At 40.7% G+C, this 25,586-nt stretch carries 27 protein-coding genes; 8 read left to right on the forward strand and 19 right to left on the reverse strand.

The window, feature by feature from the left end; all coding sequences use genetic code 11:
• Positions 1-8: 8 nt before the first annotated feature.
• The 18 genes from hflC to bioA form a co-directional block, all read right to left on the reverse strand.
• Positions 9-896: a protease modulator HflC gene (gene hflC / locus L5B90_RS04635; RefSeq protein ID WP_250350896.1), complete on the reverse strand. Its 888-nt coding sequence runs from the start codon at positions 894-896 to the stop codon at positions 9-11.
• Complete coding sequence (gene hflK / locus L5B90_RS04640) at positions 896-2,116, reverse strand: FtsH protease activity modulator HflK (RefSeq protein ID WP_265762268.1); 1,221 nt, start codon at positions 2,114-2,116, stop codon at positions 896-898. Before hflK ends, hflC begins: the two co-directional genes overlap by 1 nt.
• A gap of 96 nt (positions 2,117-2,212) precedes the next feature.
• On the reverse strand, positions 2,213-2,950 hold the full coding sequence (locus L5B90_RS04645; RefSeq protein WP_265762269.1) for a 4'-phosphopantetheinyl transferase family protein: 738 nt from the start codon (positions 2,948-2,950) through the stop codon (positions 2,213-2,215).
• 30 nt (positions 2,951-2,980) lie between these two features.
• Positions 2,981-3,244, reverse strand: coding sequence for a DUF5339 family protein (locus L5B90_RS04650; RefSeq protein WP_250350899.1), 264 nt, complete (start codon positions 3,242-3,244; stop codon positions 2,981-2,983).
• A 70-nt stretch (positions 3,245-3,314) separates the two neighbouring features.
• Positions 3,315-5,198: a molecular chaperone HtpG gene (gene htpG / locus L5B90_RS04655; protein WP_265762270.1), complete on the reverse strand. Its 1,884-nt coding sequence runs from the start codon at positions 5,196-5,198 to the stop codon at positions 3,315-3,317.
• 147 nt (positions 5,199-5,345) lie between these two features.
• Positions 5,346-6,680 (reverse strand): anaerobic C4-dicarboxylate transporter, encoded by a 1,335-nt coding sequence (locus L5B90_RS04660; RefSeq protein ID WP_250364120.1) that lies wholly within the window; start codon positions 6,678-6,680, stop codon positions 5,346-5,348.
• A 165-nt stretch (positions 6,681-6,845) separates the two neighbouring features.
• Positions 6,846-7,076, reverse strand: a complete 231-nt coding sequence (gene acpP, locus L5B90_RS04665; protein ID WP_005544465.1) for an acyl carrier protein — start codon at positions 7,074-7,076, stop codon at positions 6,846-6,848.
• A gap of 295 nt (positions 7,077-7,371) precedes the next feature.
• Positions 7,372-8,100 carry a 3-oxoacyl-ACP reductase FabG gene (gene fabG, locus L5B90_RS04670; protein ID WP_265762271.1) on the reverse strand — a complete coding sequence of 243 codons (729 nt, stop codon included), beginning with the start codon at positions 8,098-8,100 and terminating at the stop codon, positions 7,372-7,374.
• A 17-nt stretch (positions 8,101-8,117) separates the two neighbouring features.
• Positions 8,118-9,062: an ACP S-malonyltransferase gene (gene fabD, locus L5B90_RS04675; protein ID WP_265762272.1), complete on the reverse strand. Its 945-nt coding sequence runs from the start codon at positions 9,060-9,062 to the stop codon at positions 8,118-8,120.
• A 47-nt stretch (positions 9,063-9,109) separates the two neighbouring features.
• Positions 9,110-10,060 (reverse strand): beta-ketoacyl-ACP synthase III, encoded by a 951-nt coding sequence (locus L5B90_RS04680; protein WP_250364117.1) that lies wholly within the window; start codon positions 10,058-10,060, stop codon positions 9,110-9,112.
• A 142-nt stretch (positions 10,061-10,202) separates the two neighbouring features.
• Positions 10,203-11,234, reverse strand: coding sequence for a phosphate acyltransferase PlsX (gene plsX / locus L5B90_RS04685; protein WP_265762273.1), 1,032 nt, complete (start codon positions 11,232-11,234; stop codon positions 10,203-10,205).
• 23 nt (positions 11,235-11,257) lie between these two features.
• Positions 11,258-11,428, reverse strand: a complete 171-nt coding sequence (gene rpmF, locus L5B90_RS04690; protein WP_005544470.1) for a 50S ribosomal protein L32 — start codon at positions 11,426-11,428, stop codon at positions 11,258-11,260.
• Positions 11,429-11,445: 17 nt separating this feature from the next.
• Positions 11,446-11,970, reverse strand: a complete 525-nt coding sequence (gene yceD, locus L5B90_RS04695; RefSeq protein WP_250364115.1) for a 23S rRNA accumulation protein YceD — start codon at positions 11,968-11,970, stop codon at positions 11,446-11,448.
• Between the two features lie 80 nt (positions 11,971-12,050).
• Positions 12,051-12,701, reverse strand: coding sequence for a dethiobiotin synthase (gene bioD / locus L5B90_RS04700; RefSeq protein WP_265762274.1), 651 nt, complete (start codon positions 12,699-12,701; stop codon positions 12,051-12,053).
• Between the two features lie 10 nt (positions 12,702-12,711).
• Positions 12,712-13,473 carry a malonyl-ACP O-methyltransferase BioC gene (gene bioC, locus L5B90_RS04705; RefSeq protein ID WP_265762275.1) on the reverse strand — a complete coding sequence of 254 codons (762 nt, stop codon included), beginning with the start codon at positions 13,471-13,473 and terminating at the stop codon, positions 12,712-12,714.
• Entirely contained in the window at positions 13,473-14,177 is a 705-nt protein-coding gene (locus L5B90_RS04710; RefSeq protein ID WP_265762276.1) for a DUF452 family protein, read from the reverse strand. The genes bioC and L5B90_RS04710 overlap by 1 nt, the downstream gene beginning before the upstream one ends.
• Before the next feature lie 5 nt (positions 14,178-14,182).
• Positions 14,183-15,352 carry an 8-amino-7-oxononanoate synthase gene (gene bioF / locus L5B90_RS04715; protein ID WP_265762277.1) on the reverse strand — a complete coding sequence of 390 codons (1,170 nt, stop codon included), beginning with the start codon at positions 15,350-15,352 and terminating at the stop codon, positions 14,183-14,185.
• Positions 15,345-16,634, reverse strand: coding sequence for an adenosylmethionine--8-amino-7-oxononanoate transaminase (bioA, locus tag L5B90_RS04720; protein WP_265762278.1), 1,290 nt, complete (start codon positions 16,632-16,634; stop codon positions 15,345-15,347). Before bioA ends, bioF begins: the two co-directional genes overlap by 8 nt.
• Positions 16,635-16,899: 265 nt before the next feature.
• On the opposite strand from bioA, the gene asd reads away from it, so the two are divergent.
• On the forward strand, positions 16,900-17,784 hold the full coding sequence (gene asd, locus L5B90_RS04725) for an archaetidylserine decarboxylase (protein ID WP_250364109.1): 885 nt from the start codon (positions 16,900-16,902) through the stop codon (positions 17,782-17,784).
• A gap of 25 nt (positions 17,785-17,809) precedes the next feature.
• Positions 17,810-18,442, forward strand: a complete 633-nt coding sequence (locus tag L5B90_RS04730) for an FKBP-type peptidyl-prolyl cis-trans isomerase (RefSeq protein ID WP_250364108.1) — start codon at positions 17,810-17,812, stop codon at positions 18,440-18,442.
• A 109-nt stretch (positions 18,443-18,551) separates the two neighbouring features.
• Here L5B90_RS04730 and L5B90_RS04735 read toward each other — a convergent pair whose 3' ends face one another.
• Positions 18,552-21,125 carry a penicillin-binding protein 1A gene (locus tag L5B90_RS04735; RefSeq protein ID WP_265762279.1) on the reverse strand — a complete coding sequence of 858 codons (2,574 nt, stop codon included), beginning with the start codon at positions 21,123-21,125 and terminating at the stop codon, positions 18,552-18,554.
• A 157-nt stretch (positions 21,126-21,282) separates the two neighbouring features.
• Between L5B90_RS04735 and L5B90_RS04740 the strand changes: the two genes are divergently transcribed.
• From L5B90_RS04740 to aroK, 6 genes are all read left to right on the forward strand, one after another.
• Positions 21,283-22,071, forward strand: a complete 789-nt coding sequence (locus tag L5B90_RS04740; protein WP_265762280.1) for a competence protein ComA — start codon at positions 21,283-21,285, stop codon at positions 22,069-22,071.
• Complete coding sequence (locus L5B90_RS04745) at positions 22,061-22,585, forward strand: hypothetical protein (protein ID WP_265762281.1); 525 nt, start codon at positions 22,061-22,063, stop codon at positions 22,583-22,585. The genes L5B90_RS04740 and L5B90_RS04745 overlap by 11 nt, the downstream gene beginning before the upstream one ends.
• Positions 22,566-23,105 (forward strand): hypothetical protein, encoded by a 540-nt coding sequence (locus L5B90_RS04750; protein WP_265762282.1) that lies wholly within the window; start codon positions 22,566-22,568, stop codon positions 23,103-23,105. The genes L5B90_RS04745 and L5B90_RS04750 overlap by 20 nt, the downstream gene beginning before the upstream one ends.
• A complete protein-coding gene (locus L5B90_RS04755; RefSeq protein WP_265762283.1) occupies positions 23,102-23,467 on the forward strand; it encodes a pilus assembly protein PilP in 366 nt (121 codons plus the stop codon). The genes L5B90_RS04750 and L5B90_RS04755 overlap by 4 nt, the downstream gene beginning before the upstream one ends.
• 9 nt (positions 23,468-23,476) lie before the next feature.
• Positions 23,477-24,889, forward strand: a complete 1,413-nt coding sequence (locus L5B90_RS04760; RefSeq protein WP_265762284.1) for a type IV pilus secretin PilQ — start codon at positions 23,477-23,479, stop codon at positions 24,887-24,889.
• Positions 24,890-25,024: 135 nt separating this feature from the next.
• Positions 25,025-25,573, forward strand: a complete 549-nt coding sequence (aroK, locus tag L5B90_RS04765) for a shikimate kinase AroK (protein ID WP_326938203.1) — start codon at positions 25,025-25,027, stop codon at positions 25,571-25,573.
• Positions 25,574-25,586 lie beyond the last annotated feature (13 nt).

Below are 25,586 nucleotides of genomic sequence, written 5' to 3' on the forward strand. Positions count from 1 at the left end.
TTACTTACCTATTTCTTCGGCGCTTGCATAAAGCGGAAGAAGTCGCTGTCTGGTTTGAGAATCAGCATATTGTTGGATTCTGCAAAACTTTTTTCATAGGCTTTCATACTACGCACAAAGCTGTAAAATTCAGGTTCTTGTGCGAAAGCATCAGCATATAATTTAGCGGCTGTGGCATCACCGTTACCACGCAATTCTTGTGCTGTTTTATTGGCTGTGGCTAAAATAACGGTAACTTTACGATCTACATCAGCCTGAATAAAGGCAGCTTTTTCTTTACCTTGTGAACGATGCTCACGAGCCACTGCATCACGCTCCGCACGCATACGTTGGTAAATTGAGGAAGACACTTCATCAGGTAGATTGATTTGTTTTACCCGCACATCTACTACTTCGATACCTAATTCTGAGGTGCTATCTTGCCCTGTATTCAAGGCTTTGCGCGCACCAACCATTAATTCGCCGCGTGTGCCTGATACAATGTCTTTAATGGTGCGTGAACCCACTTCAGAACGTAAACGGTCATTCACTTTACGGCGTAGTAAATTAGAGGCTTGTGTATAATCCCCGCCACCTGTTGCTGTGAAGAAACGGCCGAAATCACTGATTCGCCATTTCACATAAGAATCCACTAAAAGATCTTTTTTCTCAACGGTAACAAAGCGATCTGGCGCACCATCAAGGGTGCGAATGCGGGCATCTAACACTTTCATTGAATCAATAAAGGGGATTTTGAAATGTAAACCCGGTTCATAGACAACCACTTTATTGTCTGAATCACGATGAACCTTGCCGAAACGCAACATAATGCCACGCGTGCCTTCATCAACAATCACAAGGCTAGAATAAATCACCGCGAGCAATACCAGTAAAACAGGGGTTAAAATCTTACGCATTAGTTAAATCTCCCTTGGCGGTTTTCAGATGATTGTTGATCGTTCTCACTGTTGGAAAAACGGCGAGTATCGGAATAAATTTCCTGATTTTTCACCGCACTTTGTGAATTTGATGAATTAGGTGCGGTGCTTTTTTCGCTATTTTTTTGCGATAAAATTTTATCCAACGGTAACACACTTAAATTATTGCTGTTGCTATCTAGCAAGACTTTCGGTGTGTTTGCCATCACTTTTTCCATTGTTTGAATATATAAGCGATCACGCAATAATTGCGGTGCTGCTTTAAATTCAGGTAAGAGACGTTGGAAACGTTCTACTTCCCCTTGCGCATTTAACACCACTTGATCTTTATAGGCAGTAGCTTCTTCGATAATACGTTGCGCATTACCACGTGCGATAGGCTCTTGCTCACGGGCATAAGCTTCAGCTTCACGAATGTAGCGCTGTTCATCTTCTTGTGCTTTAATCGCATCATCAAACGCCGCTTTGACTTCTTCTGGCGGACGGGCTGATTGGAAGTTTACATCAAGCACTTCTAGTCCCATATCATAAGGCTGAATAATGCCATTTAAGGCTTTCCAAGTGTCTTCACGCACAATTGAACGCCCTGTGGTTAAAATATCATCCATTGACATATGTCCGATCACATAACGCAAGGCACTGTCGGTAGCTTGATTTAAGCTATCGTCAGCATTGGTCACGCTGAATAAATATTTCGCTGGATCACTCACGCGATATTGTACGGTCATTTCTACTTTCACCATATTTTCATCGCGGGTAAGCATTGCACCTTGAGTTTTCAATTCTTTCACTTGTTCTACATTGACGGGAATGACTTTATCCACGAAAGTCGGTTTCCAGTTCAAACCCGGTTGGACGATTTTTTCCAGCTCACCAAAACGCAACACCACGCCACGTTCCGCTTCTTTTACAGTATAAAACCCACTCACGCCCCAAACAATTGCCCCAATTACTGCGGCAACAGGTAATAATTTACCTAAGCCAAAAGAGGTACCTTGACCGCCGTGATGGTTACCACCATTTTGACCACCGCCAAGTTTTTTCAATAAATTACTAAAGACTTCTTCAAGGTCAGGTGGGGATTGCTCTTGCTTATTGCGCTTATCCCATTGGTCATTCGGATTGGCTTTGTTATCCGATTGATTTGGGTTATTCCCCGGTTTTCCCCAAGGATCTTGATCTGAACCATTTAAGGACATTTTTTTCTCCATTTGTCAAAAAATTGTTATCAGTCTAAACAAAATATATCGTGAAGTCTAGGGCGGATTGCCCCCCTTTTCTCATTCCCTTTCCTTTCAAAAATCCGTTAAAGTGGGGTTTACTTTATAGCCAATTTTTTGCTTTAATTCGATTTGTTTCAACCCTTTGTCATTCCAATAAAAATAATGCGCTGCGGCAAGCGTTTCATTAGCAAAAGCGGACAAATAAAAGGGCAATTCTTGCGTGAATATGGCTTCCCCTTGCGGGCAATGCGCAGAAAATAATTGCAAATCATCTGCTTGGTGATCCACTTCAGACAATTTTACAATGCCAACGCCTTGAGATTTCAGCAGTGCTTCACGCAAACACCAAATGCGATAAAAGGCGTTTTGTTTATCAGGCTGTTTAGCAAACCATTGCTGCTCTTGTTCAGAGGCAAAATAGCCAAGCAAGGCAGTATAATCTCGGTTTTTTTGCGGAAATTCAATATCAATTCCTACCGCACTTTGCTTTTGGCTTGCTTTTTCATTCACGCTTAGCATCACCGCCACCCAATCTCCCGAATGGCTAATATTAAAATCAATCGTGGGGTCAGGAAAATAAGGACGCAGGCTTTGGCTGTAAGCAATCTGAGATAAAAGTGCGGTGGAAATTTTTGCTTTTTTTAATAATTGCCATAGTAAAAAATGCGCCACCCAACGGCAACGATAACGTTGCAGCAAACGCGGTTGTTCAGGCGGTGTTTGACGCAATTTGGGCGTGAGTAATGCTGTTGGAATTTGCTCGAAAGGATAAGACTGATGAATATTTCCCCACGCAATAAAAATGCTCATTGATGCTCCTTGTTACGCAGGGAAAGAAAATTAATGCTGAAAACGTGCTAAACGCGCACGGCAGAATTGCGCTTGTTTCTCGGCAGAAAGTTGAGTAAATGCTTTGCGATATTGCGCAAAATCTTGTTGCAATGCCTGCAATGTTTCCGCAGGTAAGGTGGAGGTAGCAACATTCTCATCTAAAATATTGAAATAGGTTTGGCAACTGTTCACTAATTTATCCGATTGACTGATATTCAATACTGAACTACACGCAGATAGCAATAAGCTGATAACGACAATAAATTTTTTCATACCATTCCTTTTTATAAGTCAAAAAATAAGCGTTGCCGCATTTGAGACAACGCTTCTATTCTAACCGAATTTATTTAGATAACAACTCATTTACACGTTTAATGAATGCCGTTGGGTTTTCTAATGAACCACGTTCAGCAAACATTGCTTGCTCAAGCAGTAACTCAATCCAGTTTGCAAATTGTTCTTCATCTGCCATATCAGCCACTTTTTTCACTAAATGATGCTCTGAGTTTAACTCGAACGTATATTTTACTTCAGGCACAGGCTGACCGCTCATCGCAAACAATTTTGCCATTTGGGTAGTCATCTGATCATTGTCCGTTGATACCACAGCGGGGGTGTCTGTTAAACGATGGGTTAAACGCACCGCTTTTACGCGATCTCCTAATAAGGTGGTTACTCGTTCAATAAAAGATCCAAAGGCTTGATCTTGGGCTTTTTGCTCTTCCTGTTCTTGGTCAGCCAAATCACCTAAATCGAGATCGGATTTTGTGATTGGTTGCAATGGTTTGCCATCAAATTCAGTGAGATAGCTAAGCATCCATTCATCAATACGATCAGAAAGCAATAAGACTTCAATGCCTTTCTTATTAAATAGCTCTAAGTGCGGGCTATTTTTCGCAGCAATATAGCTATCTGCGGTGATGTAATAAATGGCTTTTTGCCCTTCTTTCATTCGTGAAACATAATCATCTAAAGAAACGGTTTGCTCGTTGCTATCATTATGTGTTGAAGCAAAGCGATACAAGCGCGCAATTTGCTCACGATTAGCAAAATCTTCTGCAACCCCTTCTTTTAACACCAAACCAAATTCTTTCCAGAATTGTAAGTATTGCTCTGGGTTGTCTTTTGCTAATTTTTCTAGCATTTGTAATGAACGCTTGGTGAGCGCTTTACGCAAGGCGGCGGTAACTTTGTTATCTTGCAAAATTTCGCGAGATACGTTAAGCGGTAAATCATTGCTGTCAATTAAACCACGCATAAAACGCAGATAGTTCGGCATAAATTGTTCTGCATCGTCCATAATAAATACACGTTGCACATAGAGCTTCAAGCCCTGTTTATGATCACGGTTGAACAGATCCCAAGGGGCTTTAGATGGCACATAAAGCAGGCTCGTATATTCTTGATTGCCTTCCACTTTATTGTGCGCCCATAAAAGCGGATCAGCAAAGTCGTGGCTTAAATGCTTATAAAATTCCTTATATTCCTCATCAGAAATATCGCCTTTTGCTCGTGTCCAAAGTGCTTGCGCTTTGTTAATTTTTTCCCATTTTACGCCCGTTTCTTTGCCTTCATCGTCATATTCTTGCGTTAAAATTTCTACTGGCAAGCCGATATGATCAGAATATTTGCTGATGATTTCACGCAAACGCCACGCATTGGCAAAGCCTTTATCTTCCTCGCGTAAGTGTAAAGTAATCTCGGTGCCACGATCTTTTTTCTCAATATTTTCAACGGTATATTCACCTTCACCAGCGGATTCCCATAACACGCCTTGATCGGCAGGCACGCCCGCGGCACGGGTTTTCACCGTAACTTTATCCGCCACAATAAAGGCTGAATAGAACCCCACACCAAACTGTCCAATAAGCTGACTATCTTTAGCTTGATCTGCACCAAGGGCGCTCAAAAATTCTTTCGTGCCTGATTTGGCAATTGTGCCTAAATGGTCGATAACTTGCTCGCGTGTCATCCCAATGCCGTTATCGCTAATGGTGATCGTGCCTTTTTCCTCATTAAAGCTGATACGTACTTTTAAATCACCTTCGCCCTCATACAGTTCTGGAGCAGAAAGGGCTTTAAAGCGCAATTTGTCCGCTGCATCAGAAGCATTTGAAATTAGCTCACGTAAAAAGATTTCTTTATTGGAATAAAGTGAGTGGATCATTAATTGAAGCAATTGTTTAACTTCAGACTGAAATCCACGGGTTTCTTGATTTTTGTTCATATTGTATCCTCTCTTTTTAATGGGATCTTATATAAGAATAAATGAAGGAATTTCAATGGCCTCGGTTTTATTCGATGAAAGTTTAAGCATTTCTACATAATAAAAATGCGGTGAAAAACCACCGCACTTTTTTATTTATGAAATCAATTATCTAATCACAATTTCTGCGATGACATAACCAACCATACAAGCGACAACCACGCCAATTAAGCCCGGCATCATAAAGCTGTGATTGAAATAGTATTTACCAATTTTGGTTGTTCCTGTTACGTCAAAGTTCACGGTTGCAATATCTGACGGATAATTTGGAATGAAGAAATAACCGTAAGTTGCTGGCATTAAACCAACCAGTAGCGGTGCTGGTAAGCCTAAACCAATACCAACAGGCAACATCATTACTGCCGTAGCGGCTTGACTGTTAATCACAACAGAAACAGCAAACAAGGCGAAAGCAAATGTCCAAGGGTAGGCTTTTACCATTTCAGTAATGCCCGCTTTAAATTGTGGCATAGCATATTGGAAATATGTATCGCTCATCCACGCAATCCCAAAAATCGCAATCGCCGCAACCATTCCTGATTTAAATACCACACCATTAGGCACAATTTGCGGGTTAGTTTTTGTCACTAGGAGAATAATCCCACCGAAACATAGCATCATCATTTGAATAATGATAGACATTGAAATGGCTTTTGTCCCCTCGCCGATAGTACGTACTTCTGGGAACATTGCGATACAAACAATCACAATAAGTGAAAGAATGAAAAGATAAACAGACTGTTTCGCTGCGGGTGGTAATTCTTCATTCAATGTGGTGCTTGTTGTATTTAAAATACGTTCACGCCAAATAGGATCTTGTAAACGGCGTTGATATTCTGGATCTTGTTCTAATTCTTTACCACGACGCATACTATATAATGCAAGTGCAATCGTACCGGCAAACGTAGCAGGAACAGTAACACAAATAATATCCAATAAACTAATATGCTCAAATCCCGGTAATTCCGTAATTTTACCTAGATAATATACCACTGCCGCAGAAAGTGGGCTTGATGTAATCGCTAACTGGGAGGCAACAGAGGCTGCAGCCATTGGTCTTTCTGGACGAATTTTATTTTTTAGCGCAACATCACCAATAATTGGCATAATAGAATACACGGAATGACCTGTACCAAGCATAAAGGTCATCAAATAAGTAACGATTGGCCCAAGTAACGTAACGCGCTTAGGGTTATTACGCAAAATCCGCTCTGCCACTTGTAACATAAATTTTAACCCACCCGCGGCTTCTAATACGGAAGCACAAGTAACAACCGCTAAGATGATTAGCATTACACTGATAGGCGCTTTCCCTACGGGCATTCGTAATACAAAAACCTCAATGGCAAGACCTATTCCTGAAACAACACCAAGACCAATCCCGCCATAACGGCTACCGATATAAAGCATTAAAAGTAGAAATAAAAATTCTAAATAAAGCATAGTCTATCCCTAAAATGAGTTATAAAAAATTCTACTCACAATAATACTTTATTTACTATTTTCTACAATATGGGAAGAGAAATTATTTAATGAAAAGGCTATCTAAATCAAATTTTACAGAAAAGAGAAAAAATTAAGGCGGTCTAAAAACCGCCTTAACTATAATTATTGATTGTTTTGAACGTAATCAATTGCAGATTGAACTGTCGTAATTTTTTCTGCTTCTTCATCCGGAATTTCAATATCAAATTCTTCTTCTAAAGCCATTACTAATTCAACAGTATCTAAAGAGTCAGCACCTAAATCTTCAACGAATGAAGCTTCTGGTTTTACATCTTCTTCTTTAACACCTAATTGTTCAACAATGATTTTTTTTACGCGTTCTTCAATGCTCATTTGCTTTTTCCTATTTATAGTTAGCCATAAAATAATGGTTTTATAGTGTATTTATTTTTTGCTAAGTTGCAACCTCTTTTTACAAGGTCAAACCACAAATTCTTAATGAAAATACACTTGTTAAAATACGTTAGCTTACTCTGCTAACGCAACAGCCAACGTAAATAATTTACATCGCTACCAATGATTCTAGCATTAAGGCTAGTTTTTGGCTATGTTTTCATTCGATAAATTGCGTTAAATTCAAGATAGATCAAACAAATTTAATGGAATACCTCCACGAAATGTTTCTATCTTAAGTCATATACATACCGCCATTAACGTGCAATGTGCTTCCTGTAATATAGCCAGCATCATCAGAGGCTAAAAAAGCCACTGCTTTGGCAATGTCTTTTGGCTCGCCTAAACGCCCAGCAGGCACGTTAGCCAACGTCGCTGCTTTTTGTTCTTCAGTTAACGCATCGGTCATATCTGTTGCAATAAAGCCGGGCGCAACAACATTAACCGTAATGCCACGGGAAGCCACTTCTTTTGCTAATGCTTTACTAAAGCCGATAAGCCCCGCTTTTGCCGCGCAATAATTTGATTGTCCAGGGTTACCCATTGAACCAACCACAGAACCGATAGTAATAATACGCCCAAAACGTTTTTTCATCATTGAACGTAGCATCGCCTTAGAAAGATGGAATACGGAAGTAAGGTTAGTTTGTAAAATATCAAACCATTCTTCCTCTTTCATTCTCATTAATAGGTTATCACGGGTGATCCCAGCGTTATTAACCAGAATATCAATATCACCAAAGTCTGCTTTAATTTTCGCTAATACATCTTCAATAGATTGCTGATCTGCAACATTTAAAACTAAACCTTTACCTTTCTCACCTAAGTAAGCTGAAATACTTTCCGCCCCTTTTTCAGAGGTCGCTGTACCAATCACAAAAGCCCCTTTAGCACTTAACTCTTCGGCAATTGCACGACCAATGCCACGGGTTGCTCCTGTTACTAACGCAATTTTACCTTGCATAATGTTTCTCCTAATTTTTAGGCTTCAGTTAATAAAGTGTGCGCCTTTTCTAATGAGGCAAGATCATTTACCGCAACAGCCGTTAATTCTTTCACAATACGACTCGTTAATCCTGTTAATACTTTATTCGGTCCGATTTCAAGTAATACTTCAATGCCATTCTGTGCCATTGCTTCTACGCTTTCAGTCCAACGTACAGGGCTATATAGCTGGCGAACAAGTGCGGTGCGAATTTCGTGACTTTTTTCTTCTGCTTTTACATCAACATTGTTAATCACCGCAATTTCAGGCGTTTTGATGGCAATGCTTTCTAAAGAGACCGCTAATTGATCGGCAGCTGGTTTCATTAATGCACAATGGGATGGTACGCTTACTGCAAGTGGTAAAGCACGTTTTGCGCCCGCTTCTTTACAAGCCGCTGCGGCACGTTCTACTGCAGCTTTTGCACCAGCAATCACCACTTGTCCCGGTGAATTAAAGTTCACCGCTGAAACCACTTCACCCTGCTCTGCCTCTTTACAGGCTTTAATGATCGATTCATTATCTAAGCCAATAATGGCATACATTGCCCCAGTTCCCTCTGGCACGGCTTGCTGCATTAATTTTCCACGTAACTCAACTAATTGGATAGCGTCTTGAAAATCAATTACGCCAGCACAGACTAAGGCTGAATATTCACCTAAGCTATGCCCCGCCATAACAGCAGGCACTAACTGTGGATATTGCTGTTGCCATACTCGATAAATTGCAACAGATGCTGCTAAAAGAGCGGGTTGAGTTTGCCACGTTTTATTTAATTCTTCAGCGGGTCCTTGTTGGACTAATTGCCATAAATCATAGCCAAGTACCTCTGAAGCTTGCTTAAAGGTTTGTTCTACAACAGGAAATTGCTCAGCTAATTCCGCTAACATTCCCACTGTTTGTGATCCTTGTCCGGGGAAAACCATTGCAAATTTTTTCATTCTTATATCCTATTTTTGAAATTGAGTTGCTATTCTAGCAGATAAAGTTAAAAACGAACTAAGGCTGATCCCCAAGTCCAACCACCGCCAAAGGCTTCTAATAAAAGTAATTGACCGCGCTGAATACGCCCATCGCGTATTGCTTCATCTAGCGCGGTAGGAACGGTTGCGGCACTGGTATTACCATAACGATCAAGGGTAATAACCACTTGTGCCATATCCATTTCTAGTTTTTTCGCAGTGGCACTAATAATGCGTAAGTTTGCTTGATGTGGCACTAACCAATCCAGATCTTTTTTATCTAAGTTATTGAAAGAAAGGGTTTCTTCCACCACGTTAGATAATTGACTTACCGCCAGTTTAAAGGTCGCATTGCCTTGCATTGAAATATAACCAGACTGCTCATTACCACGTTGTGCCTGCGGTAAGACGAGCATATCTTCTGTATCTGGTGAAGCGTGTAGATGGGTAGAAATAATTCCCGCTTTTTCGCTTCCTTCCAAAATCACAGCCCCTGCCCCATCACCGAATAGCACCACAGTACTACGATCTGTTTCATCAAGATGGCGAGAATTTAGATCTGCACCAAGCACCAAGGCTTTTTTTACCTGTCCGTTACGCACAAATTGATCAGCAACAGAAAGCGCATAAATAAAGCCTGTACAAGCTGCTGCGACATCAAATGCAATCGCATCTTTAATTCCTAATAAGCCTTGTATTTGACAGGCGGCACTTGGATAAGAATGAGAATTTGTCGTTGTCCCCACCACAATCAGATCAATTTCTTGTGGATCAAGATTTGCCATTGCCAAAGCATTTTTTGCTGCTGCTGCGCCCATTGTTGCAACGGTTTCATTCTCACCAGCTATGCGACGTTCTTTAATACCTGAACGAGTCGTAATCCATTCGTCCGAGGTATCCACCATTTTTTCTAAATCCGCATTTGTTCTCACTTGCTCTGGTGCATAGCTACCAGTGGCTAAAATTCTACTATACATAATAATTTCAAATAATTAATGTTCACTAACGAGGAAAGCCCGCTGAAAAAAGAAAGTGTATTAAAAGTGCGGTCTGTTTTTTGCACATTTTTACTAAAACACCGTTTATCCTATCAGCTTGACAGAATAATCATCTCCGAGATTACTTTTCTAACCCTGCCAAAATTTTTTCTGGAAGGTTGTACCTTGCTTGCTGTGCGGCATCAAGGATTGCATAAGCAAAACCATCAATATTTGCACTACCGTGGCTTTTTACAACCACTGCAGTTAAACCGATTAGGGTTGCACCGTTATATTGATCAGGATTAATTTGTCTTAATCGCTGAAAACTTCCTTTTAATAAAAAAGTTTTGACGAACCAACGCCCAATAAATTTACAAATATGATTTGTTTTATTCAATGTTGAATGCCCTTTGAATAAAGAAATCACATTCTTCGCTGCGCCCTCTAAGGTTTTGAGCGCAATATTACCCGCAAAACCATCATTTACGATAACATCTGCTTTACCATTAAGTAATAAATCCCCTTCAATAAATCCGATATAATTTAACGCCGGATTTTGCTTCAACAGGGTGGCGGCCTCACGAATAGACTTATGCCCTTTAATTTCTTCAATACCAATATTCAATAACGCAATACGAGGATAAACCAATCCAAGACAACTTTCCGCAAAAATTGCCCCCATTAAGGCAAACTGATAAAGATTCTGTGCAGAACAATCAATATTTGCCCCTAAATCTAACATCACACTGCGATCGCCATTAATCGTAGGAATAAGTGAAACGAGTGCTGGACGTTCGATCCCTTTAAGCGGTTGCAATAAAATTTTTGCTAAGCCCATTAATGCCCCTGTATTCCCTGCACTGACACAAGCCTGTGCCTCACCTTTTTGCACGGACTCAATGGCTAAACGCATTGACGTCCCTTTACTATGACGCAAGGCATAAGATAAATCTTGGCTATTATCAATCACCTTAGTGCAGTGGCAAACTTTAATTCGTTCTTGCAAAGATGAAGAGAGGTTTTCTAATAAAGGAAGAATTTGTTGGCTATCGCCAAATAATAAAACAGAAAGCATTGGATCTTGCTCCAACGCTTTTATTGATGCGGGGATAGTAACACGGGGACCAATGTCCCCGCCCATCACATCTAACGCAAGGGTTAGACGGCTCAAGTCAATACCTTATAGAAAAGGAATTACTTGTTGATCACTTTACGGCCACGGTAATAACCGTCAGCGGTAACGTGATGACGTAAATGAGTTTCGCCACTTGCTTTATCTACTGATACTGCAGCAGTAGTTAAGGCATCGTGTGAACGACGCATATCACGACGTGAACGAGATTTTTTATTTTGTTGAACAGCCATTGGCTATACTCCTAAATTTACTTTTGCTTTAAACTAGCTAATACAGCGAACGGGTTCGGTTTTTTTGCCAACTCTTCGGGCAATGTTCCAAAAACCTGTTCAGCCACGGACACTTCACAGTGTTCAGATGAATGCATCGGCACAATCGGCAGACATAACATAAGTTCATCTTCAATCGTTGCCAATAAATCTATTTCACCAAATTCGTTAAGTTCTATTGGTTCATAAATGTCTGGTAACGCATCAGCTTGATCCAAATGAGAAACAGGGCTATATGCAAATTCAGTTTCTAAAAGCTGATTAAAAGGTTCTCCACAGCGCTGACAAGTAAGTGCCACCTCAACGCGTGCGTTGCCTTTCATAACAACTAATTTTTGTGGATCAATGAAAAATGATAATGTTACCTGTGCATCGCTGAGCACTTTATCTACTGATTCAGCCAGACGGCAAAGTTGCTTGATCGCATAATAACCATCATAATCCAACCTACGTTGCGCATCTCTTACTGGATCAGTTGTAAGGGGTAATTTTACCTTTTGCATAGGGCGTGAATATTACCTTTTGATGTGCAAATAGTCAAAGGAAATTATAATTTTTTATGTGAAAAAGCCAAATTTCCTTTTTAGCAGATTGACGTTAATTTTTCTAAAGAGAGAAATTCCGCTTGCGGAAAATGTTTTTGCAAATAATTTTGCAAATATTGTGCCGTTTCCTTGTTAATCATTTCATCACCTAATGGATAGCGATTATAAATTAATCCTTTTACTTCAATATGATACTGTTTACAGGCTAACAAGCTGAGTAAGGTGTGATTAATGCTACCTAATTTCCCTGAAGTAACAAGGATAAGGGGATATTGTTGCTGGGCAATATAATCCAATGTGGTATGTTGATCATCATAAGGCACACACAAGCCCCCAGCACCTTCCAGTAAAACATAATCATAACGGCTTGCCAGTTCATCTGTGGCTTGACGGATAAGTACGGTAGAAATTTTTCGATTTTCTAGCTGTGCTGCTAAATGTGGCGAACAAGGGTAAGAAAATAAATAAGGACAAGTCAGCCCTTGCTTATCTTCTGGCAATAAGTCTATGCCTTGTAATTTACGATGCTGTATGATGTCTTCTGAAATGTCTTCACAGCCCGTTTGGATCATTTTCTGCGTAATCACCGAAGCTCCTTGGTCGGCGAGCTTTTTCGCATACCAACCTGTGGCAATGGTTTTGCCCACATCCGTATCAATCCCAGAGATGAATAATACTTGCCCTGCCATTTTATTCCTCTTACGTTAATTTTTCTGCCAAAATAAAAAGTGGCTGATAATTCAACCGCACTTGCCCCTGCGTATTTTGATATTGCGCGTTGTAATCTGCAATAAATTGTTGTAAGCGCCCTTTTGTCCAGCCCCCTTGTCCTGTCGCTGTTACACCAGTCACTTTGAGATGTTGCAAGACCGCCAACGGACTAGCAAAATAAAGCGGAATCGCTTGCTCAAACAGCGCTTTGATTTCAAATCTAGCACTCAACCATTGTTGCCACTGCGATAGATCAGGATAGTCCAAACCAATTCCCGTCAAAGCACGAATTTCTGCTAAATTTTTCGGTGTAAAAGTGCTAATAAGTAAAATGCCTTTTTCACGTAATAAATCGGCACATTTATTGACGAACGCTTGCGGATCGGCAAACCACTGTACTGCTGATGCTGAAGCGATCAGATCATAATCGGTAGGAAAGGGATAAATTTCTCCATCTCCTTGATAAAAAACAAAATTATCTTGTGGGAATAATGTATCAAGTTGATTTTTTACATCACATAAATCATTAAACGTCCAAGATTCTACTTGTAAATGTTGTGCCAAAAGTTGGCTAAAATGCCCTGTTCCACAACCAATTTCTAACACCTGTGAAAACGTAGTGCGACCCGTTTGCAATAAAAGCTGCAACAGTTGTTGATTAATTTGCTGTTGTGCTTTAGCTTGACTGTCGTAGCTGTGTAAAGCTTGGCTAAAGCATTGTGCAACACGAGATTTATCCACCACGTTCATTAAAATAACTCAGTCCAAGTATGAAATTGTGCAAAGGGATAGTGAGGCAATGGCATTGTTTGCAAGACAAATTCTGTGGAATTTTGCACCGCACTCGGTTGTGCGGTATTGCCTGTTTTTTCACTCATATAAGTTTGCCAATAAGCGCGCTGATTCTGACTAGGAAAAATGCGATCTTTCTCACCAATAATGGCGCGTGTCCAATCAATAGTGTCTCCCTTATCCTGTTGAATATATTGATAAAGTTCGCCTAATTCTGACCGCACTTGTTGCCAATCACGTTGTCCTTTTAATTGACAATATTGCTCAAATGTGGCGTTATCACCGCACATTCTGCGTTGAAATTTCACTAAATGGCGTTCATCTAGCTGTTCCAGTGTACCGATAAATACGGCTTGCGGAATGCCCATTGTATCATCACAAGGTTTGCCTGTGCCGTTTATTGCGGTAGCACTCGTAAGAGGCATTTGTCCTAGCACTTGATTTGCCACCCACACGCCCATTGACCAAGCCACAACTCGGATCTGTGCATAATGAGAAAGATCAAAATGAAAATTCAGATCTTGATAGTCATAGCACAGTAATAAATCCGTTTTTTCTGGTAACGCCAAGTGAGATACGGCACTGGTTGGCGTTCCCCAGCCGGCAAAATAGAGGATTAAATTCGGGCTATGTTCTGCGCCTTTGATCAATTCTGTTTGCATTGTTGTTACTCAAATTTTACTAAGGTTGTGAGAAAAGCGTTCACGTCTTGTTCTGTCATATCTGCGGTTAAAGATAAGCGAATACGCGATGTGCCTTTAGGCACTGTAGGTGGTCGGATTGGCAAACAATAATAGCCTTGCTCTTGTAACGCAAGTGCCGTTACCACTGTTTTTTCATTATCGCCAATAATATAAGGAATGATACAGCTTTCACTAACAAGAGACTGGGCTAAATTCTGCTTAAAAAACGACTGCACTTTTTCACTTAACTGGTGTAAATGCTGGCGTCGTTGGGTAAAGTGCGGAAGTTTTTCAAATAAAAATGTCGTCCACGCCACACACAGCGGAGGCAGAGCAGTAGAAAAAATCAATGGTCGCATTTTATTTATTAAATATGCTTTAATCAATTCATCGCATACCACATAAGCGCCCATTGAAGCTAAAGCCTTACCAAAAGTGCCAACTAAAAAATCAATCTCTTGAATACAGCCTTGCTGTTCAGCGATACCTAGCCCTGTTTTGCCGTAAGCACCAATAGCGTGGGCTTCATCCACATATAATAAGACATTGCCAAAGCGTTGCTTGAGAGCCACGAGCTGAGGTAAATCCACCACATCACCGTCCATACTAAATACACTTTCGGTAACAATGATCATTCGTTGATATTGGTTCTGATGCTTACCTAATAGGGTTTCTAAATGGGTAAAATCATTATGTCGATAGCGTACAAAATCCGCTTCACTCAAACGAATGCCATCAATAATACTGGCGTGAACCAGTTTATCGGCTAAAATTAACGTTTTTTTATTCGCCACTGCGGGCAAAATACCGATGTTAGCGTGATAGCCACTATTAAACAATAAGCACGCCTCTCGCCCAAAACATTGCGCCATTAGACTTTCTAATTGTTGATAAACCGCAAAAGATCCCGTTAATAAACGTGAAGATGAAGAAGTAAAGTGCGGTAATTTTTCGCCGTATTTTTGTAAAAATTCGGTTTTTAATGCCTCATCATTGGCAAGACCTAAATAATCATTAGAAGACATATTGAGCATTAAACGCCCATCTTTTTCGATCATTTTGCCTTGATGATCTAACTGAGGAAGCTGACGAAACTGCCCAACCGCCTTGAGTTCAGCCAAGGTTTGTGCAAAATCAGCGAGATGATTATTCATTGTAAACCTCTTTAAGTACAGACAATAAGCCTTGCGTGAGCTGGCTAAGTTGCGTTGGCAAAATAATAAAAGGTGGCATAATATACACCAAATGCCCAAAAGGACGTAACCAAATGCCTTTTTCAACAAATTTTGGCTGTAATACTGCTAAATCCACAGGGGATTTCATTTCTAACACCCCAATGGCCCCTAATACACGAACGTCTTTCACCGATTGAAAATCTTTCGCTACCGCAAGCTCTGTTTTTAATTGTTGTTCAATGGCTTTAACCTTGCCTTGCCAATCACTTTCTAATAATAAATCAATGGATGCACTGGCAATGGCGCAAGCAAGTGGATTCCCCATAAACGTTGGCCCGTGCATAAAGCATTTTGCTTCGCCATGACAAATGGTTTGTGCAATATGCGCGGTGGTTACCGTTGCAGAAAGTGTTAAATAACCGCCCGTTAAGGCTTTTCCTAAGCACATAATATCCGGTTTAATGGCAGTATAGTCGGTGGCAAACAGCTTACCCGTGCGTCCAAATCCTGTGGCGATTTCATCGAAAATCAGCAATATGCCATATTCATCACACAACGCCCGTGCTTTTTCTAAATAGGTGGGCGAATAAAAATACATTCCGCCAGCGCCTTGTACAATCGGCTCTAAAATTAAGGCGGCAATTTCACCGCTCTTTTCTGCAAGTAACGCTTTAAGCGGTTGAATATCCGCTTCTTGCCATTGTCCATCAAAGGGGGTTTTAGGTTGCGGTAAAAAATATTGCACGGGCAAGCCTTTAGCGAACAGGCTGTGCATTCCCGTAACAGGATCACACACTGACATTGCGTGCCAAGTATCGCCGTGATAGCCCGAACGTATCGTGGCAAATTTATATCGTCCAGTTTCACCTTTTGCTTGCTGATATTGCACCGCCATTTTCATCGCGACTTCAACCGCGACAGAGCCACTATCTGCAAAAAAAATTTTATCCAGTCCTTCAGGCAATAATTTCACCAAGCGTTGTGCTAATTCTCCCGCAGGATCGTGAGTCAATCCGCCAAACATAATATGGCTCATTTTGTCTAACTGGGCTTTCGCCGCTTGATTCAATTTGGGGTGATTATAACCGTGTAATGCCGCCCACCAAGAGGACATTCCATCAATCAAGGTGTTGCCATTTTTTAATGTGATCTCCACCCCGTCAGCACGTTCCACCGCAAAAATAGGCGCATCGCTATTTATTGATGAATAAGGATGCCAGATATGATTTTTATCAATATTAAGAAGGGATTGTTCTTGCATTTTTATCCTATTATTCCAGCAAATTTTAGGGAAAACGATGTATTCGCCCGTATTTCATATCATTTTTCTGTAGGGACGGACCTATGTGTCCGTCCGTATAATCATTAATGTTTCGGGCAGACACATAGATCTGCCCCTACAGCCATATAATCGAAAATGAACACTACCCCTATTCCCACGAGAAATCAAGGCAAATTCTGCATATCATTGCACAAGTAGGATAAGTTGATATAATCCCCTTTCCATTTTAACAAAGGAAAACGTTATGACAGTAAAAACGCAAATGCCTTTAACTTATTGGCAACGTGCAAAAGTGGCATTTCAATATCTGATGCCGCAGCTTTATTTAACTCAACTTGCGGGTTGGTTTGCTAAACAACGCTGGGGAGTTGTTACCCATTTTGTCATCAAATTATTTGCTAAAAAATATCAAGTTAATATGCAAGAGGCCGCAAAACCTCATTTTAATGATTATGCGACGTTCAATGAATTTTTTATCCGTCCCTTAGCAGAAGGTGCAAGAAAAATTGATGAAAATCCTACCGCACTTTGTTTACCTGCGGACGGCAGAATCAGCCAATTAGGACACATTGACGACAATCGTTTATTACAAGCTAAAGGGCATAATTTTCATTTAGAGGATCTATTAGCGAATGATGACGAATTAGTCCAGACCTTTAAAAATGGTGAATTCGCCACTATCTATCTTTCACCGAGAGATTATCACCGTGTACATATGCCTTGTGATGGCACATTACGCAAAATGATTTATGTTCCGGGTGCGCTTTTTTCAGTAAATCCATTTTTAGCCGAGCATATACCAAATCTATTTGCACGTAATGAGCGTGTCATTTGTCTTTTTGATACAGAATTTGGGCAAATGGTACAAATTTTAGTTGGTGCGACCATCACGGCGAGCATTAGCACGCAATGGGCTGGCATTATTAATCCTCCACGCTCAAATGAAGTGAAAGTTTGGACCTATGAGGGTGAAAATGCGGTAAAACTGCACAAAGGACAAGAAATGGGGGCTTTCCAACTTGGTTCTACGGTAATTAACTTATTCCAACAAAATCAAGTGAAATTAGCCGAGCAATTAGCCGTTGATACACCAGTCCATATGGGTGAAGTCTTAGCCTATAAACAGTAATTTATTTAATGAAAAGGAAAAAACAATGTCAGAACAATTTTTTAATCAAGTCTCTTTAGATGATATCTCAGCAAAAGGTAGCTATGGTATCGGTTTACAAATCGGTCAACAATTAGTAGAAAGTAAATTAGCGGTTAAGCCTGAAGCCGTTGCCAAAGGGATTTTCGATGTGTTAAATCAAAATCCACCTGCAATTGATTTAAACGAAGTAACTCAAGCCTTACAACAACTTCAACAACAAGCTGCTGAGGCGGCGAAAGCACAATTCAAACAAATTGAAGAAGCCGGCAAAGCCTATCTTGCGGAAAATGCCAAAAAAGAGGGCGTGCAAGTAACAGATTCAGGCTTACAATATGAAATCTTAGTTGAAGGCAATGGCAAGATCCCAAGTAAACAAGATCAAGTACGCGTTCATTACACAGGTACCCTTACTGATGGCACGGTTTTTGACAGCTCTGTACAACGCGGTCAGCCGGCGGAATTCCCTGTAAGTGGCGTGATTGCTGGTTGGGTTGAAGCCCTTTCAATGATGCCAGTAGGCTCAAAATGGAAACTCACTATTCCACATAACCTTGCCTACGGTGAACGCGGTGCTGGTGCGTCAATCCCACCATTTAGCACCCTTGTTTTTGAAGTGGAATTGTTAGATATTCTTTAATTGATCTTCTCCGTAAAAAAGACCTAGCTAATGGCTAGGTCTTTTTTCAATTAGAAAAATGCGTGGAAAAATAACCGCACTTTGTTTTTATGCACTCCCTTAAGTCAGACTAGAATAGTTCTTGTTGCTCAGAGGATTTCACTCCACCGTTTAAACGCTCCAATAATTCAGGCGGTACATAATAACCACGTTCTTTCACATAAGCGCGTTTAGGTTCAGTACCTTTGATAAAGTATTCCTTACGTCCACCACTATTAGAAAGCAAACCAGAACCTGTATCAATACGCTTTTCTATAATATTTTGTGGAAGTGGAAGAATACGCTCGGGTACATCTTTCAAGCTCGTTTTCATATAATCAATCCACGCTGGCATTGCTGTTTGTGCGCCAGCCTCGCCTTTTCCTAAATTACGTTTATTATCATCAAAGCCAACATAGACCGCCGTGGTGATATTTGCCCCGAAACCTGCATACCAAGCCACTTTTGAATTATTGGTAGTCCCTGTTTTTCCGCCAATATCCGAACGCTTAATTTGATTTGCCATTCGCCAGCTGGTTCCTTTCCAACCTAAGCCTTGTTCGCCATAAATTGCGGTGTTCAACGCACTACGAATTAAGAACGCCAGTTCACCACTAATGACACGAGGGGCATACTGCACTTGGGCATTGGCTTTTTTATCTTGTGCCATAAAATCCAGTGCATTTTCATCTAACTTTTTATTTTGACGATCAAGTTCTGGAATATCGTTAGGCTGTTCATCTTGATCTAGCTCCTCACCATTGGTGCTGCTATCCGTGGCGGCTAAATTATCTGGTTTTTCTAAATCAAGGTTTTTAAAGCCATCTAATTTTTCAGTTTCCCCATAAATCACAGGAATGTTATCACAGCTTACACACGCAATTTGTGGGTTCGCAACAAACAGTTCTTTGCCGCTATTATCTAGGATTTTTTCGATAAGGTAAGGATTTACCAAGAACCCCCCATTATCAAACACGGCATAAGCACGCGCCATTTCAAGTGGGGTGAATGACGCTGCACCTAAAGCCAAGGCTTCACTGGCGAAATATTGATCGCGTTGGAAACCAAAGCGTTGTAGGAAATCCGCAGTAAACTCAATGCCTGCCATTTGGATTGCTCGGATAGCAATCATATTTTTGGATTGCCCTAGCCCCACGCGCAAGCGCATTGGTCCATCATAGCGGTTTGGTGAATTCTTCGGTGTCCACACGTTTTGCCCCGGTTTTTTGATTACAATCGGGGAATCTTGTAGCACACTTGATAAGGTTAGCCCTTTTTCTAAGGCGGCTGCATAGATAAAAGGTTTGATTGATGATCCCACTTGCACTAAAGATTGAGTGGCACGGTTAAATTTGCTTTGTTCAAAGCTAAAGCCACCGACTAATGCTTCAATCGCGCCATTATCACTATTGAGAGAAACCAACGCGGAATTGACTTCTGGGAGTTGAGAAAGTTGCCATTCTCCATTACCACGTTGGCGCAACCAAATTTGTTCACCTGCTTTTGGCTGTTTTTTACCCGCCCAGCGCATTGCGTTTGGCGAAAGGGTTAGGCTGCTGCCATCATCTAATAACACTTTTGTGCCAGCTTTACTATTTTCCAATACCGCAGCTGGTATGAGAGGGGCTGAGTCAGGTAATTTTTTTAGGGCGTCGATAATTTTATCTTCGTCCCACGCGCTTTCCTCTTTTTTCCATAACACCGTTGCACCACGATAACCGTGACGCATATCATAGGCGAGCAAATTATCACGCACTGCTTTTTGTGCTTCTGCCTGATCAGCAGAAAGCACCGTCGTATAAACTTTATAGCCGCTGGTATAGGCATTTTCTTCACCAAAACGTTTCACCATTTCTTGGCGAACCATTTCAGTAACATAATCCGCTTTAAAATCTAATTGTGCGCCGTGATAGCTTGCTACAATCGGTTCGTTAATCGCTTCATCATATTCTGCTTGGCTGATATATTTCATTTCTAACATTCGTCCAAGCACCACGTTTCGGCGTGCGGTGGCACGTTTAAGCGAATAGAGAGGGTTCATTGTGGAGGGCGCTTTTGGTAATCCTGCAATGACCGCCATTTCTGACAAAGTAAGTTGATCGAGCGATTTGCCGAAATAGGTTTTTGCCGCCGCAGCAACACCATAAGCACGGTAGCCAAGATAAATCTTATTCAGATAAAGCGCCAAAATTTCATCTTTGCTTAGGGTGTTTTCAATTTCGATCGCCAAAATGGCTTCTTTTGCTTTACGCACGATGTTTTTTTCTGGCGTTAAAAAGAAATTTCGTGCAAGCTGTTGAGTAATAGTACTTGCTCCTTGGGAAGCCCCCCCTTTCATCACCGCGACACTAATTGCACGCGCAATCCCCACAGGGTCTAAACCGTGATGTTCATAAAAACGGCTATCTTCTGTTGCCAATACGGCATCAATTAATTTTTTTGGCACTTCATTCAGTTTCACAGGAATACGGCGCTGTTCTCCCACTTCACCAATGAGCTTGCCATCAGCCGTATAAATCTGCATCGGCTGTTGTAATTCCACCGTTTTTAGGGAATCTACACTCGGCAAGCTTGATTTTAATTGAACATAAAAAATTCCTGCGACAACACAGCCTAAAATAATGATTGTCAGCAAGCTACTTAAAATTAATTTTGCGATCCGCATCGTAAAATTCTCTCTTCATTCGTGCAAAATTGAAAAAAATCAGAAAAACTAAAACCCAAAATTTTAGCTTAACTACTTCCTTAAAACGTAAGTATAAAGTTTAGTCAAAGAAATCCAAAGCTAAAAGTGCATTTAAAATGAATATTAGGTAAAAAGAATGAGGAAAATAATGCATTGCACCGCACAAAAACAACAAGTAGGTGTATGGAAAAAGGGCGAAAATTACCAATATGTTTGGTTTGATGAAACCAATCAACCACAGTGTTGCACGCTATCCTCACCAATTTCGTTACCACAGCTTGCGCGACATATGCCATCATCAAGTCGCCATTCCTTGAAAACAATGAGGTTTATTACCGCAATCTCACCACAATACACGTGGATACAAACTCTGTTATTACCACAAATTTTAACGGCCGCAGAATGTGAGCAACAATGCCGATTTTTATTCTCACAAGCCTTGCCTCTTCCTCTTGAAGAAATTTGGTTTGATTATCAATTAGAAACGCTCAAACAGGGCGTGAAACTGAGTATTGTTGCGATAAAAAGACAAACCGCCTTGGATTATGTAAACGCTTACGCCCCTTTGCCCATTCAAGTGCTGGATTGCTGTATTCACGCCATTATCCGAGCATTTCACTACCTGACAGGGATTGGCACGGAAAGTCAGGTACTTTTTCTTTACCAAGATGAGCAATACACCTTTGCCATTCAACCCAACGCGCCCGCAATGCAATTTATGCAACATATTGATAAAAATCTCCCCGCACTTGCTGAAATGTTCTGCCAACGTTATTCCTTTCAGCCTGAACAAATTTATGTCTATTGCGGTGATGTACAAGCCCAACCCTTACCTAGCCAATGGCAGACCGTAGAAACCCATTTGCCTTTTATCGCGTTAGGTAATGCTTTATGGCAACAAGAAGGGGCCGGGAGTGGCGATTAATTTACTACCGTGGCGATTGGCGACTCATCATAAGAATGTAAAAAGATTGCTGATTCGGGCAGGCATTTGCTTAGTCATTAGCCTTGCTGGTCAGATTATGATGCGCCACGTTTTACACGCAGAGCAAGCCATCGCACCACAAAAAAATGAGCAATATGAAACCCTCTCACAGCGTTTAGCCGAAACCATTGAACAAATTAATGCGTTAAGGCAAAACTATGTTTCTCAGCAAGAACAACAACCTTTGCCAGCACAAAGCATTGTTCAATTTTTAAACTGGCTTGCAGCGCTTCCTTTGCAACAAGGGGAATTAAATGAAGTGTCGCTGACACAACAAAAATTATTACTCAGCGGTTTTACGGAAAATCAGCAAGAATTTGAACAATTACAGCAACGCATTACACAATTAGAACAATTTAACCACTCACAACTTACCCAATTTCAGCCCACGGGTTCACAACTGACGTTTGAATTTCAATTAAGCAATGAACAAGATGACGATGCTACTTTTTAACAATCCGCATAATTTACTTGGCAAGTTCGCCCAACTTTCCGCCTTCAAGCAATATGCCATATTGCTCATTTGCACCTTTTTGCCGTTGTTTTTCTTGGTGATCGAATATCAGCAAGCCCAACAGCAAAATGCGCAAACCGCGCGTCAAATTGTGCAATTAACGCAAGATTTGGATCATCAAAAACAAATTTTAAGTTCATTACAGCAAAGTAAACAACGCCCCTTTACACCCGCACTCACACGCGATATCGCTGAAATAAACCAAGCACTACGCCCACAGGAGTTTCAATTACAAGTCAAAAATAGCCAGTGGCATTTTTACCAAGCCCCTTATTTAACAATGCAGTTGGCTGGCAAATTTGAGCATTTACGCCAATTTTTGACCGCACTTTTAGATCGCACGCCAAAGCTCAATGTATTACAACTTCACATTTACAAAACACAAGAAAATCCACTCTCACAACGCTCACTCATCACTGAGGTTCGCTTTAAACTTTCTTTACATAAGGATAAGCAATGAAAAAATCGTTTCTTTTTTTGCTCCTGTTCAATGCCTTTTTTTCTGCGCAAGCACAGGATCCCTTTGATCATACTCAACGTACAACACAAACGAAAGTTATCAATCAAGCAAATTCTGTACACTGTCCTAGTCATCAAAAAGTCTTGGCGGAAAATTCCTCTTTCCAGCAACTTAAGTTAGTCGGCATTATTCAGTTACCAGAACATCTCAACGCCATTTTTAGTCATCAACATCAACAAATTATCTTTGTTAAAAACCAAGATGTGATCGCTCAAGAAAGATTACAGATTACGGAAATCTCACCACAGCAAATTACACTTTTTGACTGTGCGCAATCACAAATTGTTTATCTAACCTTTTAGGAGAGAAAAATGCGATTATTAAAGTGCGGTGCATTTTTTCTGAGTTTTTCATTGCTTGCCTCAGCAAGCGAAAAAATCGATGAAACCTTTTCAATTCGCTTACAGCAAGCCCCTTTGGTACATACCGTGCAACAACTCGCGGCACAACAAAACGTGAATTTAGTGATCGATGATGAATTGCAAGGCTCGATTTCGTTACAACTGCAACAAACAACGCTTGCGCAATTTCTGCAAGTGGTGGCTAAAATTAAACAACTCCAATTTTGGCAGGAAAATGGCATTTATTATTTAAGCAAAGCCACGCCACATTCTTCATCAGAAAGTACCAATCCCCTTCCCATTGAATTTGTCGATACATTACCCGAAATGAGCGCCCCTGTTTTGCCCACGCTATCCACAATGACGATAAAATTACACTATGCTAAAGCCTCTGAAATGATGAAAACACTGACTTCAGGCAGTGGTTCATTGCTTTCTGCAAATGGCAGTATAAGCTTTGACGATCGTAGCAACCTCTTGATCATTAAAGATGAAAAAGCAATATTGAAACAAATTAAAGGGATAGTAACGGAAATGGATAAACCCATTGAGCAAATCGCTATTGAAGCGCGTATTGTTACCATTAGCGATGAAAGCCTGAAAGAACTTGGCGTGCGTTGGGGGATTTTCACGCCGACAGAGGTAAGCCATAAAGTGAGTGGCAGTCTGAATGCGAATGGCTTTGCCAATATTACGGATAATCTCAATGTGAATTTTGCCACCACGAATACGCCCGCCGGCTCAGTGGCACTGCAAATTGCCAAAATTAATGGACGATTGCTTGATTTAGAATTAACTGCGTTGGAGCGCGAAAATAGCGTGGAAATCATCGCTAGCCCAAGTTTGCTTACAACGAATAAGAAAAGTGCTAGCATCAAGCAAGGGACGGAAATCCCTTATGTGGTGAATAATAGTAAAAATGATAGCCAGACCATTGAGTTTCGCGAAGCCGTGCTAGGATTAGACGTTACCCCTCATTTATCAAAAGATAACGGCATTTTACTGGATTTAGTCGTCAGTCAAAATGCGCCGGGGCGGCGTGTTGCTTACGGTGAAAACGAAGTGATTGCCATTGATAAGCAAGAAATTAACACGCAAGTCTTTGCCCAAGATGGGGAAACCATTGTGTTAGGGGGTATTTTCCACGACACCATTACCAAAGCCTTAGATAAAGTGCCGGTGCTAGGTGATATTCCCGTGATTAAACGTTTATTCAGTAAAGAAGTGGAACGTCATCAAAAACGGGAACTGGTTATTTTCGTTACACCACATTTGATCAAAAAAGGGCAACGCGCAGAAAAACCAAGTGCGGTGAAAAATCCACCAAAAAATCACCGCACTTCGCCATCTTCTTTGAAAATTTCGTCCAAATCTCGTAAATAAATTTATTTTGACGGTTGAAAAAGGTGGGCATTTATTGAGATAATCGCCATTATTTTTTGGGTGATCTTTTAGCAACCATATTTGATTTTGTGGTTGTCTTTTTATTTATCGGAAAGATCAATTATTTTAAATTTTATTAAAGAAGAACAACGAGAAATGGCAGAAAAACGTAATATTTTCTTAGTAGGTCCAATGGGCGCGGGAAAAAGCACTATTGGTCGTCAATTAGCGCAAATGTTAGGAATGGATTTTATTGATACCGATGCGGAAATTGAACAACGTGCCGGTGCTGACATTAGCTGGATTTTTGATGTTGAAGGCGAAGAAGGTTTCCGCAAGCGCGAAGAACGTATTATTAATGAATTAACACAAAAACAAGGCATTGTGCTTTCCACGGGTGGCGGAGCGGTAATGTCAAAAGAAAACCGCAACCATCTTTCTGCGCGTGGCATTGTGATCTATTTAGAAACCACCGTAGAAAAACAATTCCAACGTACGCAACGCGATAAAAAACGCCCGTTACTACAAGATGTAGAAGATCCACGTCAAGTGCTTGAGGAACTTTCAAAAATTCGTAATCCGCTGTATCAAGAAGTGGCGGATATTACCTTACCCACTGATGATCAAAGTGCCAAAGTAATGGCAAATCAAATCGTTGATTTAATTGAAAATATCAACGGCTAATTAAGCAAAAGGA

It is taken from the genome of Avibacterium sp. 20-129, from assembly GCF_026226845.1.
Classification (GTDB): domain Bacteria; phylum Pseudomonadota; class Gammaproteobacteria; order Enterobacterales; family Pasteurellaceae; genus Avibacterium.

Bases quoted from the DNA above. Each gene is read 5' to 3' on its own strand.
- fabG (WP_265762271.1), bottom strand. From the start codon at position 8,100: ATGCAAGGTAAAATTGCGTTAGTAACAGGAGCAACCCGTGGCATTGGT.
- L5B90_RS04740 (WP_265762280.1), top strand. From the start codon at position 21,283: ATGAGGAAAATAATGCATTGCACCGCACAAAAACAACAAGTAGGTGTA.
- asd (WP_250364109.1), top strand. From the start codon at position 16,900: ATGACAGTAAAAACGCAAATGCCTTTAACTTATTGGCAACGTGCAAAA.
- L5B90_RS04680 (WP_250364117.1), bottom strand. From the start codon at position 10,060: ATGTATAGTAGAATTTTAGCCACTGGTAGCTATGCACCAGAGCAAGTG.
- bioD (WP_265762274.1), bottom strand. From the start codon at position 12,701: ATGGCAGGGCAAGTATTATTCATCTCTGGGATTGATACGGATGTGGGC.
- L5B90_RS04660 (WP_250364120.1), bottom strand. From the start codon at position 6,680: ATGCTTTATTTAGAATTTTTATTTCTACTTTTAATGCTTTATATCGGT.
- L5B90_RS04735 (WP_265762279.1), bottom strand. From the start codon at position 21,125: ATGCGGATCGCAAAATTAATTTTAAGTAGCTTGCTGACAATCATTATT.
- acpP (WP_005544465.1), bottom strand. From the start codon at position 7,076: ATGAGCATTGAAGAACGCGTAAAAAAAATCATTGTTGAACAATTAGGT.
- htpG (WP_265762270.1), bottom strand. From the start codon at position 5,198: ATGAACAAAAATCAAGAAACCCGTGGATTTCAGTCTGAAGTTAAACAA.
- bioF (WP_265762277.1), bottom strand. From the start codon at position 15,352: ATGAATAATCATCTCGCTGATTTTGCACAAACCTTGGCTGAACTCAAG.
- rpmF (WP_005544470.1), bottom strand. From the start codon at position 11,428: ATGGCTGTTCAACAAAATAAAAAATCTCGTTCACGTCGTGATATGCGT.
- bioC (WP_265762275.1), bottom strand. From the start codon at position 13,473: ATGAACGTGGTGGATAAATCTCGTGTTGCACAATGCTTTAGCCAAGCT.
- L5B90_RS04645 (WP_265762269.1), bottom strand. From the start codon at position 2,950: ATGAGCATTTTTATTGCGTGGGGAAATATTCATCAGTCTTATCCTTTC.
- hflK (WP_265762268.1), bottom strand. From the start codon at position 2,116: ATGTCCTTAAATGGTTCAGATCAAGATCCTTGGGGAAAACCGGGGAAT.
- L5B90_RS04760 (WP_265762284.1), top strand. From the start codon at position 23,477: ATGCGATTATTAAAGTGCGGTGCATTTTTTCTGAGTTTTTCATTGCTT.
- L5B90_RS04755 (WP_265762283.1), top strand. From the start codon at position 23,102: ATGAAAAAATCGTTTCTTTTTTTGCTCCTGTTCAATGCCTTTTTTTCT.
- L5B90_RS04730 (WP_250364108.1), top strand. From the start codon at position 17,810: ATGTCAGAACAATTTTTTAATCAAGTCTCTTTAGATGATATCTCAGCA.
- L5B90_RS04750 (WP_265762282.1), top strand. From the start codon at position 22,566: ATGACGATGCTACTTTTTAACAATCCGCATAATTTACTTGGCAAGTTC.
- bioA (WP_265762278.1), bottom strand. From the start codon at position 16,634: ATGCAAGAACAATCCCTTCTTAATATTGATAAAAATCATATCTGGCAT.
- L5B90_RS04650 (WP_250350899.1), bottom strand. From the start codon at position 3,244: ATGAAAAAATTTATTGTCGTTATCAGCTTATTGCTATCTGCGTGTAGT.
- fabD (WP_265762272.1), bottom strand. From the start codon at position 9,062: ATGAAAAAATTTGCAATGGTTTTCCCCGGACAAGGATCACAAACAGTG.
- L5B90_RS04710 (WP_265762276.1), bottom strand. From the start codon at position 14,177: ATGCAAACAGAATTGATCAAAGGCGCAGAACATAGCCCGAATTTAATC.
- hflC (WP_250350896.1), bottom strand. From the start codon at position 896: ATGCGTAAGATTTTAACCCCTGTTTTACTGGTATTGCTCGCGGTGATT.
- yceD (WP_250364115.1), bottom strand. From the start codon at position 11,970: ATGCAAAAGGTAAAATTACCCCTTACAACTGATCCAGTAAGAGATGCG.